This is a genomic window from Microcystis wesenbergii FACHB-1317 (assembly GCF_014696875.1).
Classification (GTDB): Bacteria; Cyanobacteriota; Cyanobacteriia; order Cyanobacteriales; family Microcystaceae; genus Microcystis; species Microcystis wesenbergii_A.
The window spans coordinates 1-15,216 of record NZ_JACJQV010000224.1 but is presented as its reverse complement, the minus strand read 5'-3'; the positions used below and the strand labels follow the sequence as shown (position 1 = coordinate 15,216).

The following is a 15,216-nucleotide window of genomic DNA, read 5'->3' as shown; positions in this document are numbered from 1 at the left end:
GTCTTTTATCCACAAATCGGCTTCCTTGTTCTAGATAGGAATAAACTTGGGAGAAGATTCTGTTCTCGGTTTTCATCTTGTAGGGATTCTTGCTTTTTCCCTATCTACCCAGATATTTTTCTTTTTGGCAACCCTTGTCTTGTCAGGTTTTGACCCACTTGTGTCCGTCAGTCAGGGATAACATTGCCTCGATTCTTTGTGAGATTTTGAAAAAAAACTATTGTGCTATCCATTAAGAAATTACCTTAAAGTTTCTAAAATTAATGACAAAGGCAAATCGAGGGCTTGAGCAATTTGTTCAGCAGTTAGCCCTAATTGCACCAGTCTGGGAACGGTTTCTAGTTTTGCTTCTTTTAATTTTTCTTCAATTATCAAGTTTTCGGTTTCAATTATATCAGAATTATCCGTGGCTAAGTTTTCAGGAGATTGAGGGGAGTTAGGACAAAAATTAAGTTTGTCAATTTGTCCAGAATTAACCAAGTTATTGCTACTATTAGTAATTATTAATCTTTCAATTGCTGATCGAACATTTGATTTGTTTAAATCTTCGCCTAATGCTTCTGAGAGAATGTGCCAAAGTTCATAGGCTTTATCTCTAGCATGACCTTCACTGCATTTATAATCTTGGGCGATTTGAGCATATTTATAACCATTAAAAACGCTTTTTAAAATCCCCAATTGTAAAGTATCTAGGTGTTTTCCTGTTTGCCTAAAAACCACCTCATCAATAAGTTTAAAAATCTCTTGAGTATCCATGTTAATGACTTTTTTGCCCTCAGCTAGATTACCGTCATTATCCGTTATTATCCGACTTTTGTAAAGAGGCTTAATAAAAATCCCGACAATATCCGTTGTTTACCGTTTAGTAACTAGCATTTAATAAATAAAAAAATGAAGAATTAATTAAAGAACATATTGATAGTCGATCCAAATGTTATTTTTATGTTAGTCGGATAGACTAAAAACATCAAATGAAAGTAGAGTGTTAAATATGGCGAAAATTGACGGTATTCAATTACCTGCTGACTTAAGTGGTAGCTTAGGAGGCACTCCTGAAGAAGCTGCCAAAGTCTTTTTATCTGCAGCAAGTAAAGGTTTAGCTAAAGTTATTGCTGATGCACTTGTGGATGCAGTGGGAGAAACCATAGGAGATGGTGCCGCTCCTGATTGGACAAAATTAATTACAGGTGCTGCAATTAATCTAGACTGGGAAACACCTCCTAAAACTCTTCCTCAGAGAGTAGTTACCCTTGCTCAGACGGGGGAAAATGCTCTAGGTGGTGTGTCTGTTGGAATTTCTATTAATGCTACGTTTTAGAATCACTGTTCTAATGATAATCAAGAGTAACAAAGTTATGCTGCTGAGTTACTCTTTTTCCAATTACTTTATATCACTCCCAGAAAAAATCGATGCCTTTAAGAGTTGAACAAGGAAAGCCGATCATTTTACAAGCAGCAGCTTTTGTAGCTTTTGTCAGCGATGATACCCTAGGGCAAGCCACTAGAATTAACAAAATCACTTGGATTAAACAAGAACAAACCCAATGGTGTTGGGCGGCTTCAATGCAGATGGTTTTTCAGCAAAATGATGACATCACAACACAGCAATGTAACCTTGCCAATGTTGCTTTTGAATTAACAGGTTGTTGCAGTTCACCTAATAGTTCATTATGCAATAAACCCTTGCCGATTCTTAATATTGCTCCTATGTGGGTAAGGTATAGTTTTAATCCAATTTATATTAATGGTTTGATTGAATTTACCACCTTACAAACTGAACTTGATAATCAACGTGCAGTAGAAATCGGTTTTAAATGGAATGGAGGAGGAGGTCATGCTGTTTTAGCAGTCGGTTGGGATATAATTGATTCAGTCCCCCAGGTCATCATTTATGATCCTTGGCGGGGTGAAATAATTATTCCCTACGATCGAGTTAAAACTGCCTATGGCGAAGGTCAATGGCGATGGACATGGATTAATATTAGGAGATAAACTAAAATGGCACATTTTAAAACTTTACCCGATGACGTTTTAACTCAATTACAAAGAAAAGTAGGTTTTAGCTTGTCTAGAATAACTGAGTCTCTCGGTGCAGTTTCCCCTGCTTTGCATGAAAGTGTAGATGTCTGGAATCTACCCGCAAATGCAGTGGTTGAACCAAGCAACGATTTAACCCGTTTAGCTCGTCCATCAGGGCAATGGCATCTGCAAGTAAAATCAGATAATACCCCGATCGCCTATGCTCGCTCTAGCAGCCTTGGCAGTGAACCTACAGATTGGTCTGTGGATGGAATTTTTCAATCGGAATTAGCAGAAAAATTCGATCAAGCTATTAGCTGGATTGATGAAAATATCCCTGAAGAAAATATCATAGTCAGATTATTAGTGATTCCAGCTTATCAAACCCATGCTTTATGGTTGATTGACGAAAGTAACATCAATAATCAAAAAATTCTTGTTATTGATGCTCCTCTTGAATATGGCTTTAATTTACCGCCCAGGATTGATAAACCTCAAGAAATAGAGCAATTTCTTAACCAACTACGCTCGGTTAAACACGCTGAAGGATTAACGGAATAGGGTGGATAATTCTGCTCGGCAAAACCTAATCAGATGTTTAATATCGACAAAGCTGCCATTGTGCGGCACTAACAACAGGGATAAGCTGCCCGCGTATTTAAATTGCTTGTTGAGATGAGGCAAGAGGCAACAGTAAAGGGATTGGGGGAGAACTAATCTAAGGATAGGCGGTTAAAATGCGTCTTAGCTTATTCCCTATCTCAACAACAAAATTAATAAATAGAGACGTACCGTAGATAATACGTCTCGACGCTCTCAAAGTTTTACAGTTCTTTTAACTTCGATCGCAATTCCTCTAATTCCGCATCCACTGCCGAATCCCTGACGGTGGTTGCTTGGGGTAAAGTGGGTTGACTACTAGAAGCTGTACCGGGTAATGCTCCCCCGGACATTTGTGCTTTTAGCATTGCTAATTCATCATCCACATCGCTACCCGATTCTAGTCTAGCGAATTCCTGTTCGATGCCGACACCACTGATTTCACCGATCGCTTGACCACGGGCTTCTGACTCGATAACTTTTGCTTCCATGCGCTCAAAAGCGGACATGGAACTACTGGTATCGATACTGCCGAGGGTTTTTTGGAGTTCTTCGTTAGCTTTTGCGGCTCTGGAGCGAGCTACTAACATATTTTTCTTGGTTTTTGCCTCAGAAATCTTACTTTCGAGCGCAATCAAATTTTTTCTCAGACTTTCTACCTGTACCGTTTGCTGATCCAGTTGATTTTTGAGAATGGCGGCGGTTTCCGTGAAATCTTTCTTGCGTTTAAGAGCTTCTCGGGCGAGGTTTTCATCCCCTTTAGAAAGGGCTAATTTGGCCCTTTGTTCCCATTTATTGGCTTCTGACTGGTCTTTGCTGTATTTTTGTTCCGTTTGTCGTTGTTCAGCGATCGCTCTAGCGACCGCTTGACGTACCTGTACTAGATCCTCTTGCATATCACTGACAGCTTGCTCCAGCATTTTTTCTGGATCTTCAGCCTTGCTCACCATATCATTGAGGTTAGCTCGGACAACTCGGCTAAGGCGATCGAATAAACCCATGACGCTCTTGTTCCTCTCGGTGTGTACTAAATCAGTTAACTGTTCTTAAAATTTCCCATCTTGCCTAACGGCTTATTATCCAATATAAACCACGAGAGCTAGGATAGGGGATAGGAGTTAGGAGTCAACAGTCAGGAGTCAAGAGTCAGGAGACAGCTTTTTTTTCCCCACACCCCACACCCTACACCCCACACCCCACACCCCCCCTGCCCCCCCGATGTCGGGGGGGTTTGGGGGGGTCACACCCCACACCCCACACCCTACACCCTACACCCCACATCACTCATCCAAGTTTTCTTGTTTTAACTTGAGTAATTCGGCTTCAATTTGTTTTTGTCCCTCCAAATCTTGGAATTGTCGCTCTAAGGGGTCTTTATACTGGATTAAATCGGCTTGGGATTCAGCTTCTAAGACTTTTGCTTCTAATTTCTCGAAAATAGTCCCCATCTGACTGCTGTTCAAACTGCCCATAATTTCTTGAGCTTTTTGACTGGCACTCGCCGATCGCAATCTGGCCAGATAAAGGCTTTTCTGTGCTTTCATCTCAGCATATTTGCGTTCAATTGTCAAGAGTTCTTTCTTTAACTTTTGTATAATAGCCGTCTGTTGTTGCAGGGAGGTTTGTAGGGGGGTGATCTGACTTTGATAGGTTTGCCATTGAGTCAAAGCTTGGCGGGCGAGTTCCTCGTTACCGTGATTTAGGGCTAATTGGGCGCGTTCGTGCCAAGTTTGAGCCGCTTTTTCCTGTTGTTGTCGTTGGCGCTCGGTGCGTTTCTGGGTAGCGACGGCTGCCGCCAGGGCTTGTCGCATTTGGATCAATTCCCCTTCCATCGCCAAGATCGCCTTTTCCAGTAGTTTTTCTGGATCTTGATTTTCCTGAATCAGACTATTGACTTGGGCGCGAATTGCTTGGCCCATGCGATCGAACAAACCCATTGCCGTCCTCCCGATACCAACCCTAATAGTTTACCGAAGTGCCGCTCCTATCAATAATGATAGAACTAGGGACGGGGGACTGGGACGGATTGGCTGTTTCTGAAGGTGCCGGACTACTGGGAGAGGGAGAAGGGGATACTTGTAATTCTGGCGGTAACTGTTTCATTAACTCCGTGGCATCCTGTCGGTTTTGATTAGCCAGACGACGGGCTTTTTCCCGTTGAAAAAAGGGTAAATTAGCGGGTGATTCTTCCCTTTGGCGCAATTCCTCTAACATTCGTTCGTTAATGATCGCAGTCGAGGGTGCAGGGGTGACTTGGGGCGGTGGTGGCGGTGGTGCCGAAACTAGGGAAGATACGGGCGGAGTGCCGGGGTCCGGGGGGGCGACGGGTAAAGATTGCTTGAGCTTACTGACGGGTAATTGATGGGCCGGCATTGGGGACGGTGGCGGATTCGGGGGTAAGAGGGCATTAGTCAGATTTCTAGCCCTGGGGGGACTCTGAACCACCGGTGGGGCGGTAATATTAGTTATCGGGCTAGTTTTAACGGGAGCAGCGGGAATATTAGCGATCGGACTGGTTTGAGGAGTTTTCTGCACTGGACGAGCGATCGCTATCAATCGATCGAGGTGGCGGGAGTTATTTTTGCGCTGCCCCAGCAGGGAATTCTCAGCTTTCCTCGGGGTGGGGGGGGTGCTGGTTAACCATTGATTGAGACTGAGGAGAATATTAGCAATTAAAAAGATCACCATTGCTCCGACACCCCAAGGGGTAAAAAAGACATCTTTAGCTGGGGGATAGACTTTAATGATAGAAGCTTCTAGGTGTTCTGGTTCCTGAGCGGGATCGATGGCTAAACTGGGTTGATGGACGATCGAGAGAGAGGAATCTTGGGAGGATGGGGATCGATCGGATTTCATGGCGGATAACTAGGGCAGGGGTATTAAAGGTTATGCTGAAAAGTTAGCAGGTTTTTTCGTCCTAGTCTAACGTGGTATTCCCTAGATTTTCCCGATGTCTTTACATTCTCTTGACAAAATTTTAGCGGCTATTACTCAACAGGCGGGTTGGGAAGAATATCGCCACTACGATCGAGTGCTGCAATTATGGCCAAAAATTATTAATCCCCGTCTGCTCGCGCAAACCCGGCCTTTTTCCCTCAATCGCGGGGTTTTATCGGTGGCTACCAGTAGTGCCGCTTTAGCGCAGGAATTGTCTTTACAACGCTATAGCTTATTAAAACGGCTTAATAGTCAGTTAGAGACTCCCTTGAGCGATATCCGCTTTTCTGCTGCCCGTTGGCAGCAGGATAGTCAGTTAATTCCGCTAGAAGCGATCGCACCTAAATCCCTGAGAGATCATCCTAGTTATGTCACCCCAGAAAAACCGCCAGAAAATCCCCAGCAACCGGACGGTTTAGAGAGTTGGAGCCAGAAAATACGTCATAGAAGCCGATCTTGGCCGATTTGTCCTCGTTGTCAGTCTCCCAGTCCCTCCGGAGAGCTTGAGCGTTGGCAATGTTGTGCTTTTTGTTTTGCCCAGTCGGGCGGGGTAAAAGATGCAATTTTTTTATAGTCTTGTGGAAAGAGTGGTTTTGAGTCAGGAATCAATAGGCCGATCTTTTCTGTCTTAATTGAACCTGTATTCATCAATTCTATCGAGCTAAGGCTTGATCCCCGCTTTGTTATCGCCGATACTAGAGCCGATAACCTCGGCCACAACTGAGTTTAACTCCTCAGTTTTGAGACAATGCTGCTTTTTGCAAAGTAACTATTAAAAGATTCTAAAAATAAAATTTTTTTTGGGGATCACTAAAAACTATATGGCATATCAGTTCTAGCTGTGGTAGTCAGGAAAATACCCTTGGCACAGGGTAGGACAATATTACACAGAGCGAAAAGAGAGTCATCCCTTGAGTTCCCTATAATCATCTTCCTTTTAAAGCCAACCCATGCAAGCCGCAAACTTTCTTACCTCTTCCTGTCGATACTGCCGATACTATCAAACCCAAGGTCGGCGCGGTGGCACTTGTCAACAACTAGATGTTCCCGTCGAAGCTCATTGGAAAGCCTGCGCTCTAGCGATGCCTCCTTTTAGTACTGAATGGCAACAACTCAATCGGGTGGTTAGTTTAGAACAGTCTCTAGAATTAACCTGTGCAGTGTCGCCCACTCCCGTGGTGGTTTCCCCTCGTCGTCAAGCTCCCCGACAACCGATCGCAGTTTAGAATATCTGGGGCCTAAACAGAAGCAAAAAATTGGCGTTGCCCATTTAAAATATGAATTCACCCTCCCACATCTTTTCGGGTGCTATTTTTGAGATAATAGATGAGTTGATTGCCAAGATAAAGCTAGGAAAAGCAGAATTGCTGTAGAAAGTATTGAGGAGTTGAGAGTTGGGGTTTTAGGGTTTTGGGGTATTAGTTGAAATTCCCCTATCTCGCCACGCCCCACACCCCATACCCCACACCCCGCACCTCACACCCCACTTCCCGATAATTAATGTCGCCAGAATGCCCCTGATGACTTCTCATCGTCCCTTAAAAATTGGTATAGTTGGCACAGGGTTCGCCGCTCAACGTCGCGCTGAAAGCTTGCAAGCCGATGATCGCGCCCAGCTTCTGTATTTTAGTGGTAATAGTCCCGAATCGATCGCTAATTTCTCGCAAAAATACCAAATTTCTGCCCTAGATTCGGCAGTAAGCCTGGCCAGCCATCCCGATCTCGATCTGATTGTCGTTGCCAATGTTAATCAGTCCCATGCCTCGATCGCCCGTACTGCCTTAAAATCCGGTAAGCACGTTATCGTCGAGTATCCCCTAGCTTTTCACCCGGCAGCGGCAGCAGAATTAATCACCCTAGCCGAAACCGAGAACAAATTACTGCACGTCGAACATATCGAACTTTTGGGAGGACTGCATCAAACCCAACAGCAGTATTTAGCCAGCCTCGGTAATATCCACCTGGCCCGTTATACCACAATCGCCCCCGGCAGACCAGCACCCCGGCGCTGGACATTTCATCGGGATTTATTCGGTTTTCCTTTGATCGCTGCCCTTTCCCGTATCCATCGCTTGACTAATTTATTTGGGGAAGTGGAGTCCGTATCCTGTCATTGTCGTTATTGGAATGCTCCGGAATCTGATTATTTTCTGGCCTGTTTGTGTGAGGCGCAGTTATTATTTAAAAATGGCTTAATTGCCGAAGTTACCTACGGCAAAGGCGAAGTTTTTTGGCAAAATGAGCGAACTTTCACTATTCATGGCGAGGCGGGCAGCTTAATTTTTGAAGGGGAAACAGGGCAGTTAATTAATAGTGAAGGTAGTCAAGCTTTAGAAGTGGAAACCCGTCGCGGTCTTTTTGCCAAAGATACCGCCATGGTGTTAGATTATCTGTTCGATCGGATTCCACTTTATGTTACTCCCCAAGCCAGTCTTTATGCCCTAGAAGTGGCCTACGCTGCCTATCAATCTTCCTTATCGGGAAAAACAGTTTTTCTCGGTTCCAATTAAACCGAATTAGACTTTTTGAATCAACTTTCTACCTAGTAAACCCTGGGGACGAACTAACAACATAATAAAAAGAATAGCAAAAGCGATTGCTTCTCGATAACCGGAATATTCTGCGGGAACAAAAGCTTCGGCAATACCCAATAATAAACCACCGATGACCGCTCCGGGGATACTTCCCAATCCTCCTAAAACAATCACTCCTAAACCTTTTAATCCGAAAGCAATACCGAAATAGGGGCCAGCGATACTAACACTAGAACCGACTAAAGTTCCTGCTAAACCTGCCAAGGCACCACTAATAAAAAAGGTAATCACGATAAATTTTTCGGGATTGATCCCCAACAAACTGGCCGTGGTGACATCTTCAGCTACCGCTTGTAAAGCTTTGCCCATTTTGGTGAAATTAACCCAGTAAGTTAGTAAAGCTACCATCACTGCTGAAACCAGAAAAATAATAATCTGAATTGTGCGAATTGCCACGGGGCGATCGGCTGTACCAAAATTAATTGCTGGGGGAAGATTGCCATAAATACCATCGGGAAAAGTATAAATTTCTGCTCCGAATAAGTATTGAATAACATTGACAATCACCACGGCTGCCCCTAGGCTAGAAACCAGAGTTAAGAGAGAATCGGAACCCCGTACCCGGAGGGGTTTGAAGGCTAATCTTTCCAGAAGAACCGAGGTGAAACCTGAAAGGATACAGCCTAGCAAAAGTGCTAAAAAAAAGGGCAAGGAAAAGGGTAATTTGGCATTAGCTAATAAACCATTAAAACCGAAAACTCCCCCCGTTAGAGCGTAGGTAAAATAGGCACCGAGGGTAAAAATTGCGCCATGGGCAAAATTGATAATCCCTAAAATGGAAAAAATCAAAGTGTAACCAAGGGCGAAAATAGCATAGACACTACCGATCGATAAACCGTTTAAAACCTGTTGAAAAATCGTTACTAGATCCATTGTCAGGGTTAGCTAGGGTAACTTTTGATTATAACTGACGGTCGCCACCACATCCGGTAAAGGACGCTGCAGTTTATATAACCAGAATAAACCGAAAAGACCGACAGCGATCGCTCCTAAACTAATTATTTGCGCCATTTTCAGAGGACCAAACATTAAACTATCGGTGCGTAGTCCCTCAATCCAAAATCTACCTAGACTGTAGGCGATAAAATAGACTAGGGTAAGGGTGCCAATTTTTAATTTACTGGGGTGTTTTAAACCCCAGAAAAATAGATAGATGAGTAGGGCAAAAACTCCCAGATTCCAAAGAGATTCGTAGAGAAAAGTGGGGTGAAAATAATCGACGGTGATATATTCTAAAGGACGACTAGCGGGAGGAATAAACAACTTCCAAGGTAAATTAGTCGGACTGCCAAAAGCTTCCGAATTAAAAAAGTTACCCCAACGTCCAATCGCTTGACCGAGAATAACTGAAGGGGCCACCAGATCGAGTAATTGCCAAAGAGAAACCCGATTAATGCGGGCAAAGATTAGGGCTGCCAGCAAACCCCCGATAATTGCCCCGTGAATAGCGATACCTCCCTTCCAAATGGCGATAATATCAGCAGGATTTTGCGCGTATTCTTGCCACTGAAAAATAACATAGTACAAACGAGCTGCAGGTATGGCCCCTACTACTAACCAAATGGCCAAATCAGCGATTAAATCGGGATTGATCGCTCTTTTTTGGGCGAGGTACTGGGAGAGGGTGACACCGAATAATACCGCCATAGCAATCAGAAATCCATACCAGCGCACCGAAATCGGTCCAATCTCCCAGAGAATCGGGCCAGGAGACTGAAAAACAAAACCTAAGAGCATAAAATTATTAAGAATAAAAAATTTTATCTTTCCTATAGTATCTTATGCTATGATGGAATACGGTGACATATTTGCGGATGTGGCGGAATTGGTAGACGCGCTAGATTTAGGTTCTAGTGTCTTTGATGTGTGGGTTCGAGTCCCTCCATCCGCATTAACCTTCGGGTCGATGAAGTGTAACCTAATTTGGTGTTGACGACCGACGACCCAAAAGGGGAAACTTGTTAATTTCCATTTTTGAGACTCCGGTTCAGATTTATTTTTTCAGCTGACTTCTTACCCAATTCCGAAATGCTTTTACTAACTCTAGGTAATCTGTCTGGCCAGCTGGTTGTAAAAATATAGCAATTTCTAAGATGGGTAAATTAGGAAAAAACTGACTGGTTGGGGAGGTGATATAAGTGCCATTTTGTAATTGTTGGATAACCAGAGATTCCCCATTATAAACCCAAACCTCTGCCACGCCTAGATCTGCATAAACCTGAAGGCGATTTTGAGAACTGCTGGTGACATCAATTTCTATGACTAAATCCGGTGCAGGGTCTTCATTTAAGTCCAGTCGCTTTTTCCCCCGAACCGCCTCAATATTATCAATGTAAAAGCATTCATCTGGTTCTGCACCACTCAATTTAGGGCGTTTAAAGGTGGTAGAACCAAGGGGATAAATCGGGACTACTGATTCTTCCGCTAGGGTTTCGACAAAGCGACCGATGAGGGTTTTACTAAATTCGTGTTCTGGGGAAGGAGCCATGATTTCTAAATTGCCACGATTGTAGGTCAGCCGCAGACGGCGATCGCTCATTTCTTCTAGCAGCGTTTCGTAGGTTTCCCAGCTAATCCCTGACAGGTGAATTATTTCAGCCGGTGGTGCGAGCAGTGTTACAGTCATAGATTCAAGCAAAAATCCCATGCTTCCATTTTAGAATAGTGATCAATATAGCGCGCCTCTCGTTTTGGCCGATCACTTATGGAGTAAAACTCATCTTAAAATAGAGGAGGAAAAACTACGGGTCTCAACTTAGTTGGGGTTTAAAGTTCAAGGTTTTATAGTTTTTGACAGCCACAAGCATTAATACTTGTTGCACAAGTGAGATGCTCCCCACTTGTGGACTTGGGATGATGTAGCCACATAGTATGTGCAAGCGTTAGAATCTCTTGCCTAGGTTTCGGAAACGTTGTCAGAGAAATAATTATCCACAAATTGACTGATTTCCCTTTGAAATTTCTCTGATGAAAAAAGAGACTTTTGATGGGAGAGGGACATTAAAAGCTCTTCCTGTTTCTTTTCATTACTAATTACTGCAATAATCTTTTCTACTGCTTCTTCCATACTGTTAAATTGCAATTCTGTATTGTGCTTACCGACGATTTCAGTTTGACCTCCTATTTTCTGTACAAAGGGAATGATATCTGCTCTCACCATTTCGGCTACGGAGATACCAAACTGGTCTTTCTTGGGATGGATACCATACCTACATTTGTACAGTATATTACAATAATCTGCATAGGGAAGATCCTTATACAGTTGAATCCAGTCGGAATTTTCAGCTACCAATTGTTCAATATAGTGTTGATACTTTTTATTAAAAGCTCCCCCAGCACCCCCAGTTATATGGAGTTTGATGGAAAATCCTCTCTCCCGCACTGCTTTTAAGACTTTAATGCCGAAATCTGGACTTTTATCTACTGTTAACCTACCGCTAATTACAAAAGCATTCTCTTTTTGCTCCCGAGCAATATCCTTAACAGGAATGACCACTGGGGGATAGATAACGGTACTATCAAGACCGTAAACTTCTTTGACTGCTTTGGCTACATCAAAAGAGTTAGAAATAGATAGATTCTTTTTGAGGTTATCTACAGAAAAATTGGAGATATTTAGGTAGGGCATATTCTGGTGTATTTTACCACCTTCAAGGACTTTAACCCAATGGATATATTGGATTCCTGGTACGCCTAGATCGGCCGCATTACAAGCTGATAGCACCAAGGAATAATTTTTGGCTCTTTCTTTTAAATAACGCAGGCTTAAATGAATGGATATCTGCCGAAAATGAGGATTATTACTGATGAGAAACTCTGAGATGCCTTGCCAACTTTTTGGTAATACAGAAACAACTTTAACTTCTTTGGGACTGAGGGATGTTTCATACAACTTATTTAGCTTTTCCCAGTCTGGATAGTAAAAGGTGAAAAGAGTTAAGTCATATTTTTCTTTTAAAGCTTCTAGTATCCAGAGAGCCACAGCTTCAGCACCTCCTCCCATAAAATAGGGCATATAGACTCCAATAGTTTTTTTCAGCATTTTTTAACCACCAATATACGAAATACTTGTTTTAACAATTGCTTGGCTCTCTTGTTTATCCTCTACTCGACAAAATAGCTTCTGTCCCTACCTTCCCGGTTTTCGTCCTGATTTAGGAGCATTCATGGTTGCGGCTAATAGGTATCATATAGAACGATTTGCCAGCAGAACCCAAGAGAACCATTGGTATTTAGGATACCACGAAATTAGAGAGCCAGTTAAGTAGATTTAGCTGGTACGGCATTACCTGAATGAGTTAACGACTTATTATTATCCAGAAAAAACTCTACTGACTATTTTCTTTAATTTTTCCTTCATTCTTTTTCCTAAACTTTTAGGTTGATTGTACCAGACAGGACTGGATTTAAATTGAGGATAATTTTCAGGTTCGTAGAGATAGCGATAATATAAAAATAAACTGCGATAGGGAAAATCTATATTTTCTCCCTGGCAACATCTAGTAAAGAAACTGCTGGAAATCCCAATATAATGAAGGTAAATTAACCTATATCCTTTGTCATACAGTAAATTATCTTTTTCGACAAATTTGGGATCGGTAACGCAGTTACCCACTCTCTTTTCTGGAGGAGTATTCAAAGCATAATTATATATAGCAGTACCTGTTTTCATCATCATATAGTTGAGAAGGGTCTGATCTGGGGCCATGGGATAGATAACCTCTGACTCTCCTGAACGCAATTGTTCCAGAATCCAATTTCTCTTTTCTTCCTCAAATAAGTTTTTTTTAGAAGCATAGATTCCTGAACAGAAAATCTCTTTTTTAATCCGTTCTTCGGAGAATATTTGCAGTAATTTTGGTGAACTAACTTCATAGACGTGGGAGGTATCTTTATACTGATAGTCGTAGACAACACAATCATAATCATCTAGCTTTTCCCAGAAATAGTCTATGGGAGACAAAAGTAAGGTATCCGCATCCATATAGACAAATCGGTCAAAGGGGCCGTCAAAGGCACAGTAGCGACGATGGGTACCAAAACGATGATAGCCATTGCTTCCCGCTTGCTGCCACCTAATGCGGGCTGTAGGATGGGAATCCCAGGCTGCTTTGGCAAAATTATCCCACCTCTCCATCGACTCCCGCTCGCGATACAGTTCAACTTGGGGGCGTTGAGCGATTAGCTTGGCAATTTCCTCGGTTTGGTCATCGTAGGGGTAGACACAGACTGGTAAGTCTTTTCCCCCATTCGCCTCAATGCTATTCAGCAAAGCCACTAGCTGATCGTAAACCCGATCATTAGCCAAAGTACAGATTCCGTTGCTCATAAGTTTCTACTGCTCGCATCTAAAAATATTTACATCACAGTTAACCGATTTAGAGACCGGCTCCGGCAAGACCTAGCAACGAATTAGGGACTTGCGTATTAATAAATTACCATCTAGACTAGAGAAGCAACTTGTTACTCCCACTCTCAACTATGGTAACTGAACTGACTGAAAAAATCAAATCAAGCTTGAAAGATCAGCAATTCCAAATTCAGAATGTAGCAAGGAATACAGAATACAAAACGCTTTTGCCCTGTAGCTCCCCATCCAAAATCAAGAAGAATTAACGCGAGTAACAGGGATGGCCTCATCGAGCATAAAGTCTAAAAGGTGGTGCCAGCCTTCAAACAGCAGATACTTGGTTAAGCAAAGAACATCGTTAAAAAAGCCTCTGCGAGTCCCCCTTTGCATCCGAGCCCGTTGATAGCGTTCATCGACTAGATGCAGAACAGTATGAAATAAGAAAGCCAGGAGATTGAGGGTCAACAGAAAAGAGGACAAATGTTGCTGACCATGTCCAAAATTATGCTCCAAATGATAGCCCCGAGTTTTGAGCACATTGTGATTCTCATTTTCGGTTCGCCAACGGCTCCGTCCAGCAGCGCAGACCAGAATGACCCGTTGGGGAGTCAGGTCGTGGTTAGTAATCCAGCTATTGCGATAGAGAAGTTGACCATCCGACTCGCGCTTAACGGTCACCTCACACCAATTGACCAGTAAGGCGGGTTGTTGTTCGCGCAGGGGGACTTGATTGAGATAACGATAGTCCCAAATTTCAAAGTATCGCCCATTCCAACGTCGCTGTTGAGTGGTTTTGACTTCTTGATTAGCCTCCAGGAAAGAAACCCACTCATAGAGAGTCGGATGGGAGGACGGTAAACAGACAAAGATAAAGTTGAAATGGTGTTCCAACCCACATTCCGCACCCTCAACTGTCACATAAGCTGTCCCCCTCCAGAGACTTGAGTAAAAATACCTAGCTGGTGAAGGTTTTCTCGGTGGCCGCTAGGGGGGTCTTGAGACCCCTAATGATGAAAAAATAGGAATTGTTGGAAAACTGAGGCGAGTGGACTGTTCGACCATGAATCAATCAACAGAAATTGAAGTCAAAAATCTAGACCATCTGGGATTAGTAGCCGGAATTATCGATGAAATAGGAATCGTTGAAATTATCAACGAACAAGTCTCAATTGAGCGAGGAGAAATTGTCACAGCGGGGCAAGTAGTGAAAGCAATTATCCTGAACGGATTGGGATTTGTCTCCGGGGCATTGTATTTATTTCCTCAATTTTTTGAAGATAAAGCAACCGAACATCTGCTGGGAGAGGGCATCGAACCCAAGCACTTGAATGATGATAAAATTGGTCGAGTAATGGACAAACTTTATCAACTTAATGTTTCGGTCATTTTCCTACTCATCAGTTTAGCCGCCGTGAAAAAATTTGGTGTAGCAACCGAGAACTCCCATTTAGATTCGACTTCTCTATCAGTAGAAGGAGAATATAAAAAGGAATACCCAACAGTAGAAATCCTGAAATCAGGAGCAGTGGGAGAAGAAATTGAAACCAGACAACAGCCAATAAAAATTACCTACGGATACTCCCGCGACCGAAGACCTGACTTAAAACAATTTATGATTGACTTAATCGTAAGTGGGGATGGAGATGTACCTTTATTCCTGAAAGTAGGGGACGGAAATGAAGCGGACAAAGCGGTTTTTGGTCAAATCGCCCGAGA

Annotated in this window: 17 protein-coding genes and 1 tRNA gene; 8 read left to right on the top strand and 10 right to left on the bottom strand. The window is 42.9% G+C overall.

Annotated features, from left to right (window positions below; all coding sequences use genetic code 11):
• Positions 1 to 240: 240 nt before the first annotated feature.
• Positions 241 to 756 (bottom strand): helix-turn-helix domain-containing protein, encoded by a 516-nt coding sequence (locus H6F92_RS23515; RefSeq protein ID WP_052276287.1) that lies wholly within the window; start codon positions 754 to 756, stop codon positions 241 to 243.
• 235 nt (positions 757 to 991) lie between these two features.
• Between H6F92_RS23515 and H6F92_RS23510 the strand changes: the two genes are divergently transcribed.
• The 3 genes from H6F92_RS23510 (at position 992) to H6F92_RS23500 (ending at position 2,580) form a co-directional block, all read left to right on the top strand.
• Positions 992 to 1,318 carry a hypothetical protein gene (locus H6F92_RS23510; protein ID WP_052276288.1) on the top strand — a complete coding sequence of 109 codons (327 nt, stop codon included), beginning with the start codon at positions 992 to 994 and terminating at the stop codon, positions 1,316 to 1,318.
• A 92-nt stretch (positions 1,319 to 1,410) separates the two neighbouring features.
• Entirely contained in the window at positions 1,411 to 1,992 is a 582-nt protein-coding gene (locus H6F92_RS23505; RefSeq protein ID WP_052276289.1) for a papain-like cysteine protease family protein, read from the top strand.
• 6 nt (positions 1,993 to 1,998) lie between these two features.
• Positions 1,999 to 2,580: a hypothetical protein gene (locus tag H6F92_RS23500; protein WP_072927103.1), complete on the top strand. Its 582-nt coding sequence runs from the start codon at positions 1,999 to 2,001 to the stop codon at positions 2,578 to 2,580.
• Between the two features lie 263 nt (positions 2,581 to 2,843).
• Here H6F92_RS23500 and H6F92_RS23495 read toward each other — a convergent pair whose 3' ends face one another.
• From H6F92_RS23495 to H6F92_RS23485, 3 genes are all read right to left on the bottom strand, one after another.
• Positions 2,844 to 3,620, bottom strand: coding sequence for a PspA/IM30 family protein (locus H6F92_RS23495; protein WP_190359711.1), 777 nt, complete (start codon positions 3,618 to 3,620; stop codon positions 2,844 to 2,846).
• Positions 3,621 to 3,899: 279 nt separating this feature from the next.
• Complete coding sequence (locus H6F92_RS23490) at positions 3,900 to 4,556, bottom strand: PspA/IM30 family protein (RefSeq protein WP_190359710.1); 657 nt, start codon at positions 4,554 to 4,556, stop codon at positions 3,900 to 3,902.
• Positions 4,557 to 4,578: 22 nt separating this feature from the next.
• Positions 4,579 to 5,475 carry a hypothetical protein gene (locus H6F92_RS23485; RefSeq protein WP_190359709.1) on the bottom strand — a complete coding sequence of 299 codons (897 nt, stop codon included), beginning with the start codon at positions 5,473 to 5,475 and terminating at the stop codon, positions 4,579 to 4,581.
• 94 nt (positions 5,476 to 5,569) lie between these two features.
• Here H6F92_RS23485 and H6F92_RS23480 point away from each other — a divergent pair, with 94 nt between their 5' ends.
• From H6F92_RS23480 to H6F92_RS23470, 3 genes are all read left to right on the top strand, one after another.
• On the top strand, positions 5,570 to 6,130 hold the full coding sequence (locus H6F92_RS23480; protein WP_190359708.1) for a DciA family protein: 561 nt from the start codon (positions 5,570 to 5,572) through the stop codon (positions 6,128 to 6,130).
• 376 nt (positions 6,131 to 6,506) lie between these two features.
• Positions 6,507 to 6,782, top strand: a complete 276-nt coding sequence (locus H6F92_RS23475) for a hypothetical protein (protein WP_190359707.1) — start codon at positions 6,507 to 6,509, stop codon at positions 6,780 to 6,782.
• A 285-nt stretch (positions 6,783 to 7,067) separates the two neighbouring features.
• Positions 7,068 to 8,066: a Gfo/Idh/MocA family protein gene (locus H6F92_RS23470; protein WP_190359706.1), complete on the top strand. Its 999-nt coding sequence runs from the start codon at positions 7,068 to 7,070 to the stop codon at positions 8,064 to 8,066.
• A 6-nt stretch (positions 8,067 to 8,072) separates the two neighbouring features.
• Here H6F92_RS23470 and H6F92_RS23465 read toward each other — a convergent pair whose 3' ends face one another.
• The gene (locus tag H6F92_RS23465; protein ID WP_190359705.1) at positions 8,073 to 9,023 is read right to left on the bottom strand and encodes a branched-chain amino acid ABC transporter permease; all 951 of its coding nucleotides are present in this window, start codon (positions 9,021 to 9,023) and stop codon (positions 8,073 to 8,075) included.
• Positions 9,024 to 9,035: 12 nt separating this feature from the next.
• Complete coding sequence (gene lgt / locus H6F92_RS23460; RefSeq protein ID WP_190359704.1) at positions 9,036 to 9,887, bottom strand: prolipoprotein diacylglyceryl transferase; 852 nt, start codon at positions 9,885 to 9,887, stop codon at positions 9,036 to 9,038.
• A gap of 73 nt (positions 9,888 to 9,960) precedes the next feature.
• Between lgt and H6F92_RS23455 the strand changes: the two genes are divergently transcribed.
• Positions 9,961 to 10,041: transfer RNA gene (locus tag H6F92_RS23455), tRNA-Leu, on the top strand.
• A 102-nt stretch (positions 10,042 to 10,143) separates the two neighbouring features.
• On the opposite strand, the gene H6F92_RS23450 is transcribed toward H6F92_RS23455, so the two are convergent.
• The 4 genes from H6F92_RS23450 to H6F92_RS23435 form a co-directional block, all read right to left on the bottom strand.
• Complete coding sequence (locus H6F92_RS23450; protein WP_190359703.1) at positions 10,144 to 10,776, bottom strand: Uma2 family endonuclease; 633 nt, start codon at positions 10,774 to 10,776, stop codon at positions 10,144 to 10,146.
• 270 nt (positions 10,777 to 11,046) lie between these two features.
• Complete coding sequence (locus H6F92_RS23445) at positions 11,047 to 12,192, bottom strand: glycosyltransferase (RefSeq protein ID WP_190359702.1); 1,146 nt, start codon at positions 12,190 to 12,192, stop codon at positions 11,047 to 11,049.
• Between the two features lie 270 nt (positions 12,193 to 12,462).
• Positions 12,463 to 13,479 (bottom strand): Npun_R2821/Npun_R2822 family protein, encoded by a 1,017-nt coding sequence (locus H6F92_RS23440; protein ID WP_190359701.1) that lies wholly within the window; start codon positions 13,477 to 13,479, stop codon positions 12,463 to 12,465.
• A gap of 273 nt (positions 13,480 to 13,752) precedes the next feature.
• Positions 13,753 to 14,418, bottom strand: coding sequence for a hypothetical protein (locus tag H6F92_RS23435; RefSeq protein WP_242030248.1), 666 nt, complete (start codon positions 14,416 to 14,418; stop codon positions 13,753 to 13,755).
• Between the two features lie 142 nt (positions 14,419 to 14,560).
• Here H6F92_RS23435 and H6F92_RS23430 point away from each other — a divergent pair.
• A partial coding sequence (locus tag H6F92_RS23430; RefSeq protein WP_190359700.1) for an IS1634 family transposase occupies positions 14,561 to 15,216 on the top strand: 656 nt, incomplete at its 3' end.

What these genes read in the sequence shown, in the direction of transcription:
- H6F92_RS23505 (WP_052276289.1), top strand. Translation starts at nt 1,411, where the DNA reads ATGCCTTTAAGAGTTGAACAAGGAAAGCCGATCATTTTACAAGCAGCA.
- H6F92_RS23440 (WP_190359701.1), bottom strand. Translation starts at nt 13,479, where the DNA reads ATGAGCAACGGAATCTGTACTTTGGCTAATGATCGGGTTTACGATCAG.
- H6F92_RS23490 (WP_190359710.1), bottom strand. Translation starts at nt 4,556, where the DNA reads ATGGGTTTGTTCGATCGCATGGGCCAAGCAATTCGCGCCCAAGTCAAT.
- H6F92_RS23445 (WP_190359702.1), bottom strand. Translation starts at nt 12,192, where the DNA reads ATGCTGAAAAAAACTATTGGAGTCTATATGCCCTATTTTATGGGAGGA.
- H6F92_RS23450 (WP_190359703.1), bottom strand. Translation starts at nt 10,776, where the DNA reads ATGACTGTAACACTGCTCGCACCACCGGCTGAAATAATTCACCTGTCA.
- H6F92_RS23515 (WP_052276287.1), bottom strand. Translation starts at nt 756, where the DNA reads ATGGATACTCAAGAGATTTTTAAACTTATTGATGAGGTGGTTTTTAGG.
- H6F92_RS23485 (WP_190359709.1), bottom strand. Translation starts at nt 5,475, where the DNA reads ATGAAATCCGATCGATCCCCATCCTCCCAAGATTCCTCTCTCTCGATC.
- H6F92_RS23510 (WP_052276288.1), top strand. Translation starts at nt 992, where the DNA reads ATGGCGAAAATTGACGGTATTCAATTACCTGCTGACTTAAGTGGTAGC.
- H6F92_RS23495 (WP_190359711.1), bottom strand. Translation starts at nt 3,620, where the DNA reads ATGGGTTTATTCGATCGCCTTAGCCGAGTTGTCCGAGCTAACCTCAAT.
- H6F92_RS23500 (WP_072927103.1), top strand. Translation starts at nt 1,999, where the DNA reads ATGGCACATTTTAAAACTTTACCCGATGACGTTTTAACTCAATTACAA.
- H6F92_RS23475 (WP_190359707.1), top strand. Translation starts at nt 6,507, where the DNA reads ATGCAAGCCGCAAACTTTCTTACCTCTTCCTGTCGATACTGCCGATAC.
- lgt (WP_190359704.1), bottom strand. Translation starts at nt 9,887, where the DNA reads ATGCTCTTAGGTTTTGTTTTTCAGTCTCCTGGCCCGATTCTCTGGGAG.
- H6F92_RS23480 (WP_190359708.1), top strand. Translation starts at nt 5,570, where the DNA reads ATGTCTTTACATTCTCTTGACAAAATTTTAGCGGCTATTACTCAACAG.
- H6F92_RS23465 (WP_190359705.1), bottom strand. Translation starts at nt 9,023, where the DNA reads ATGGATCTAGTAACGATTTTTCAACAGGTTTTAAACGGTTTATCGATC.
- H6F92_RS23470 (WP_190359706.1), top strand. Translation starts at nt 7,068, where the DNA reads ATGCCCCTGATGACTTCTCATCGTCCCTTAAAAATTGGTATAGTTGGC.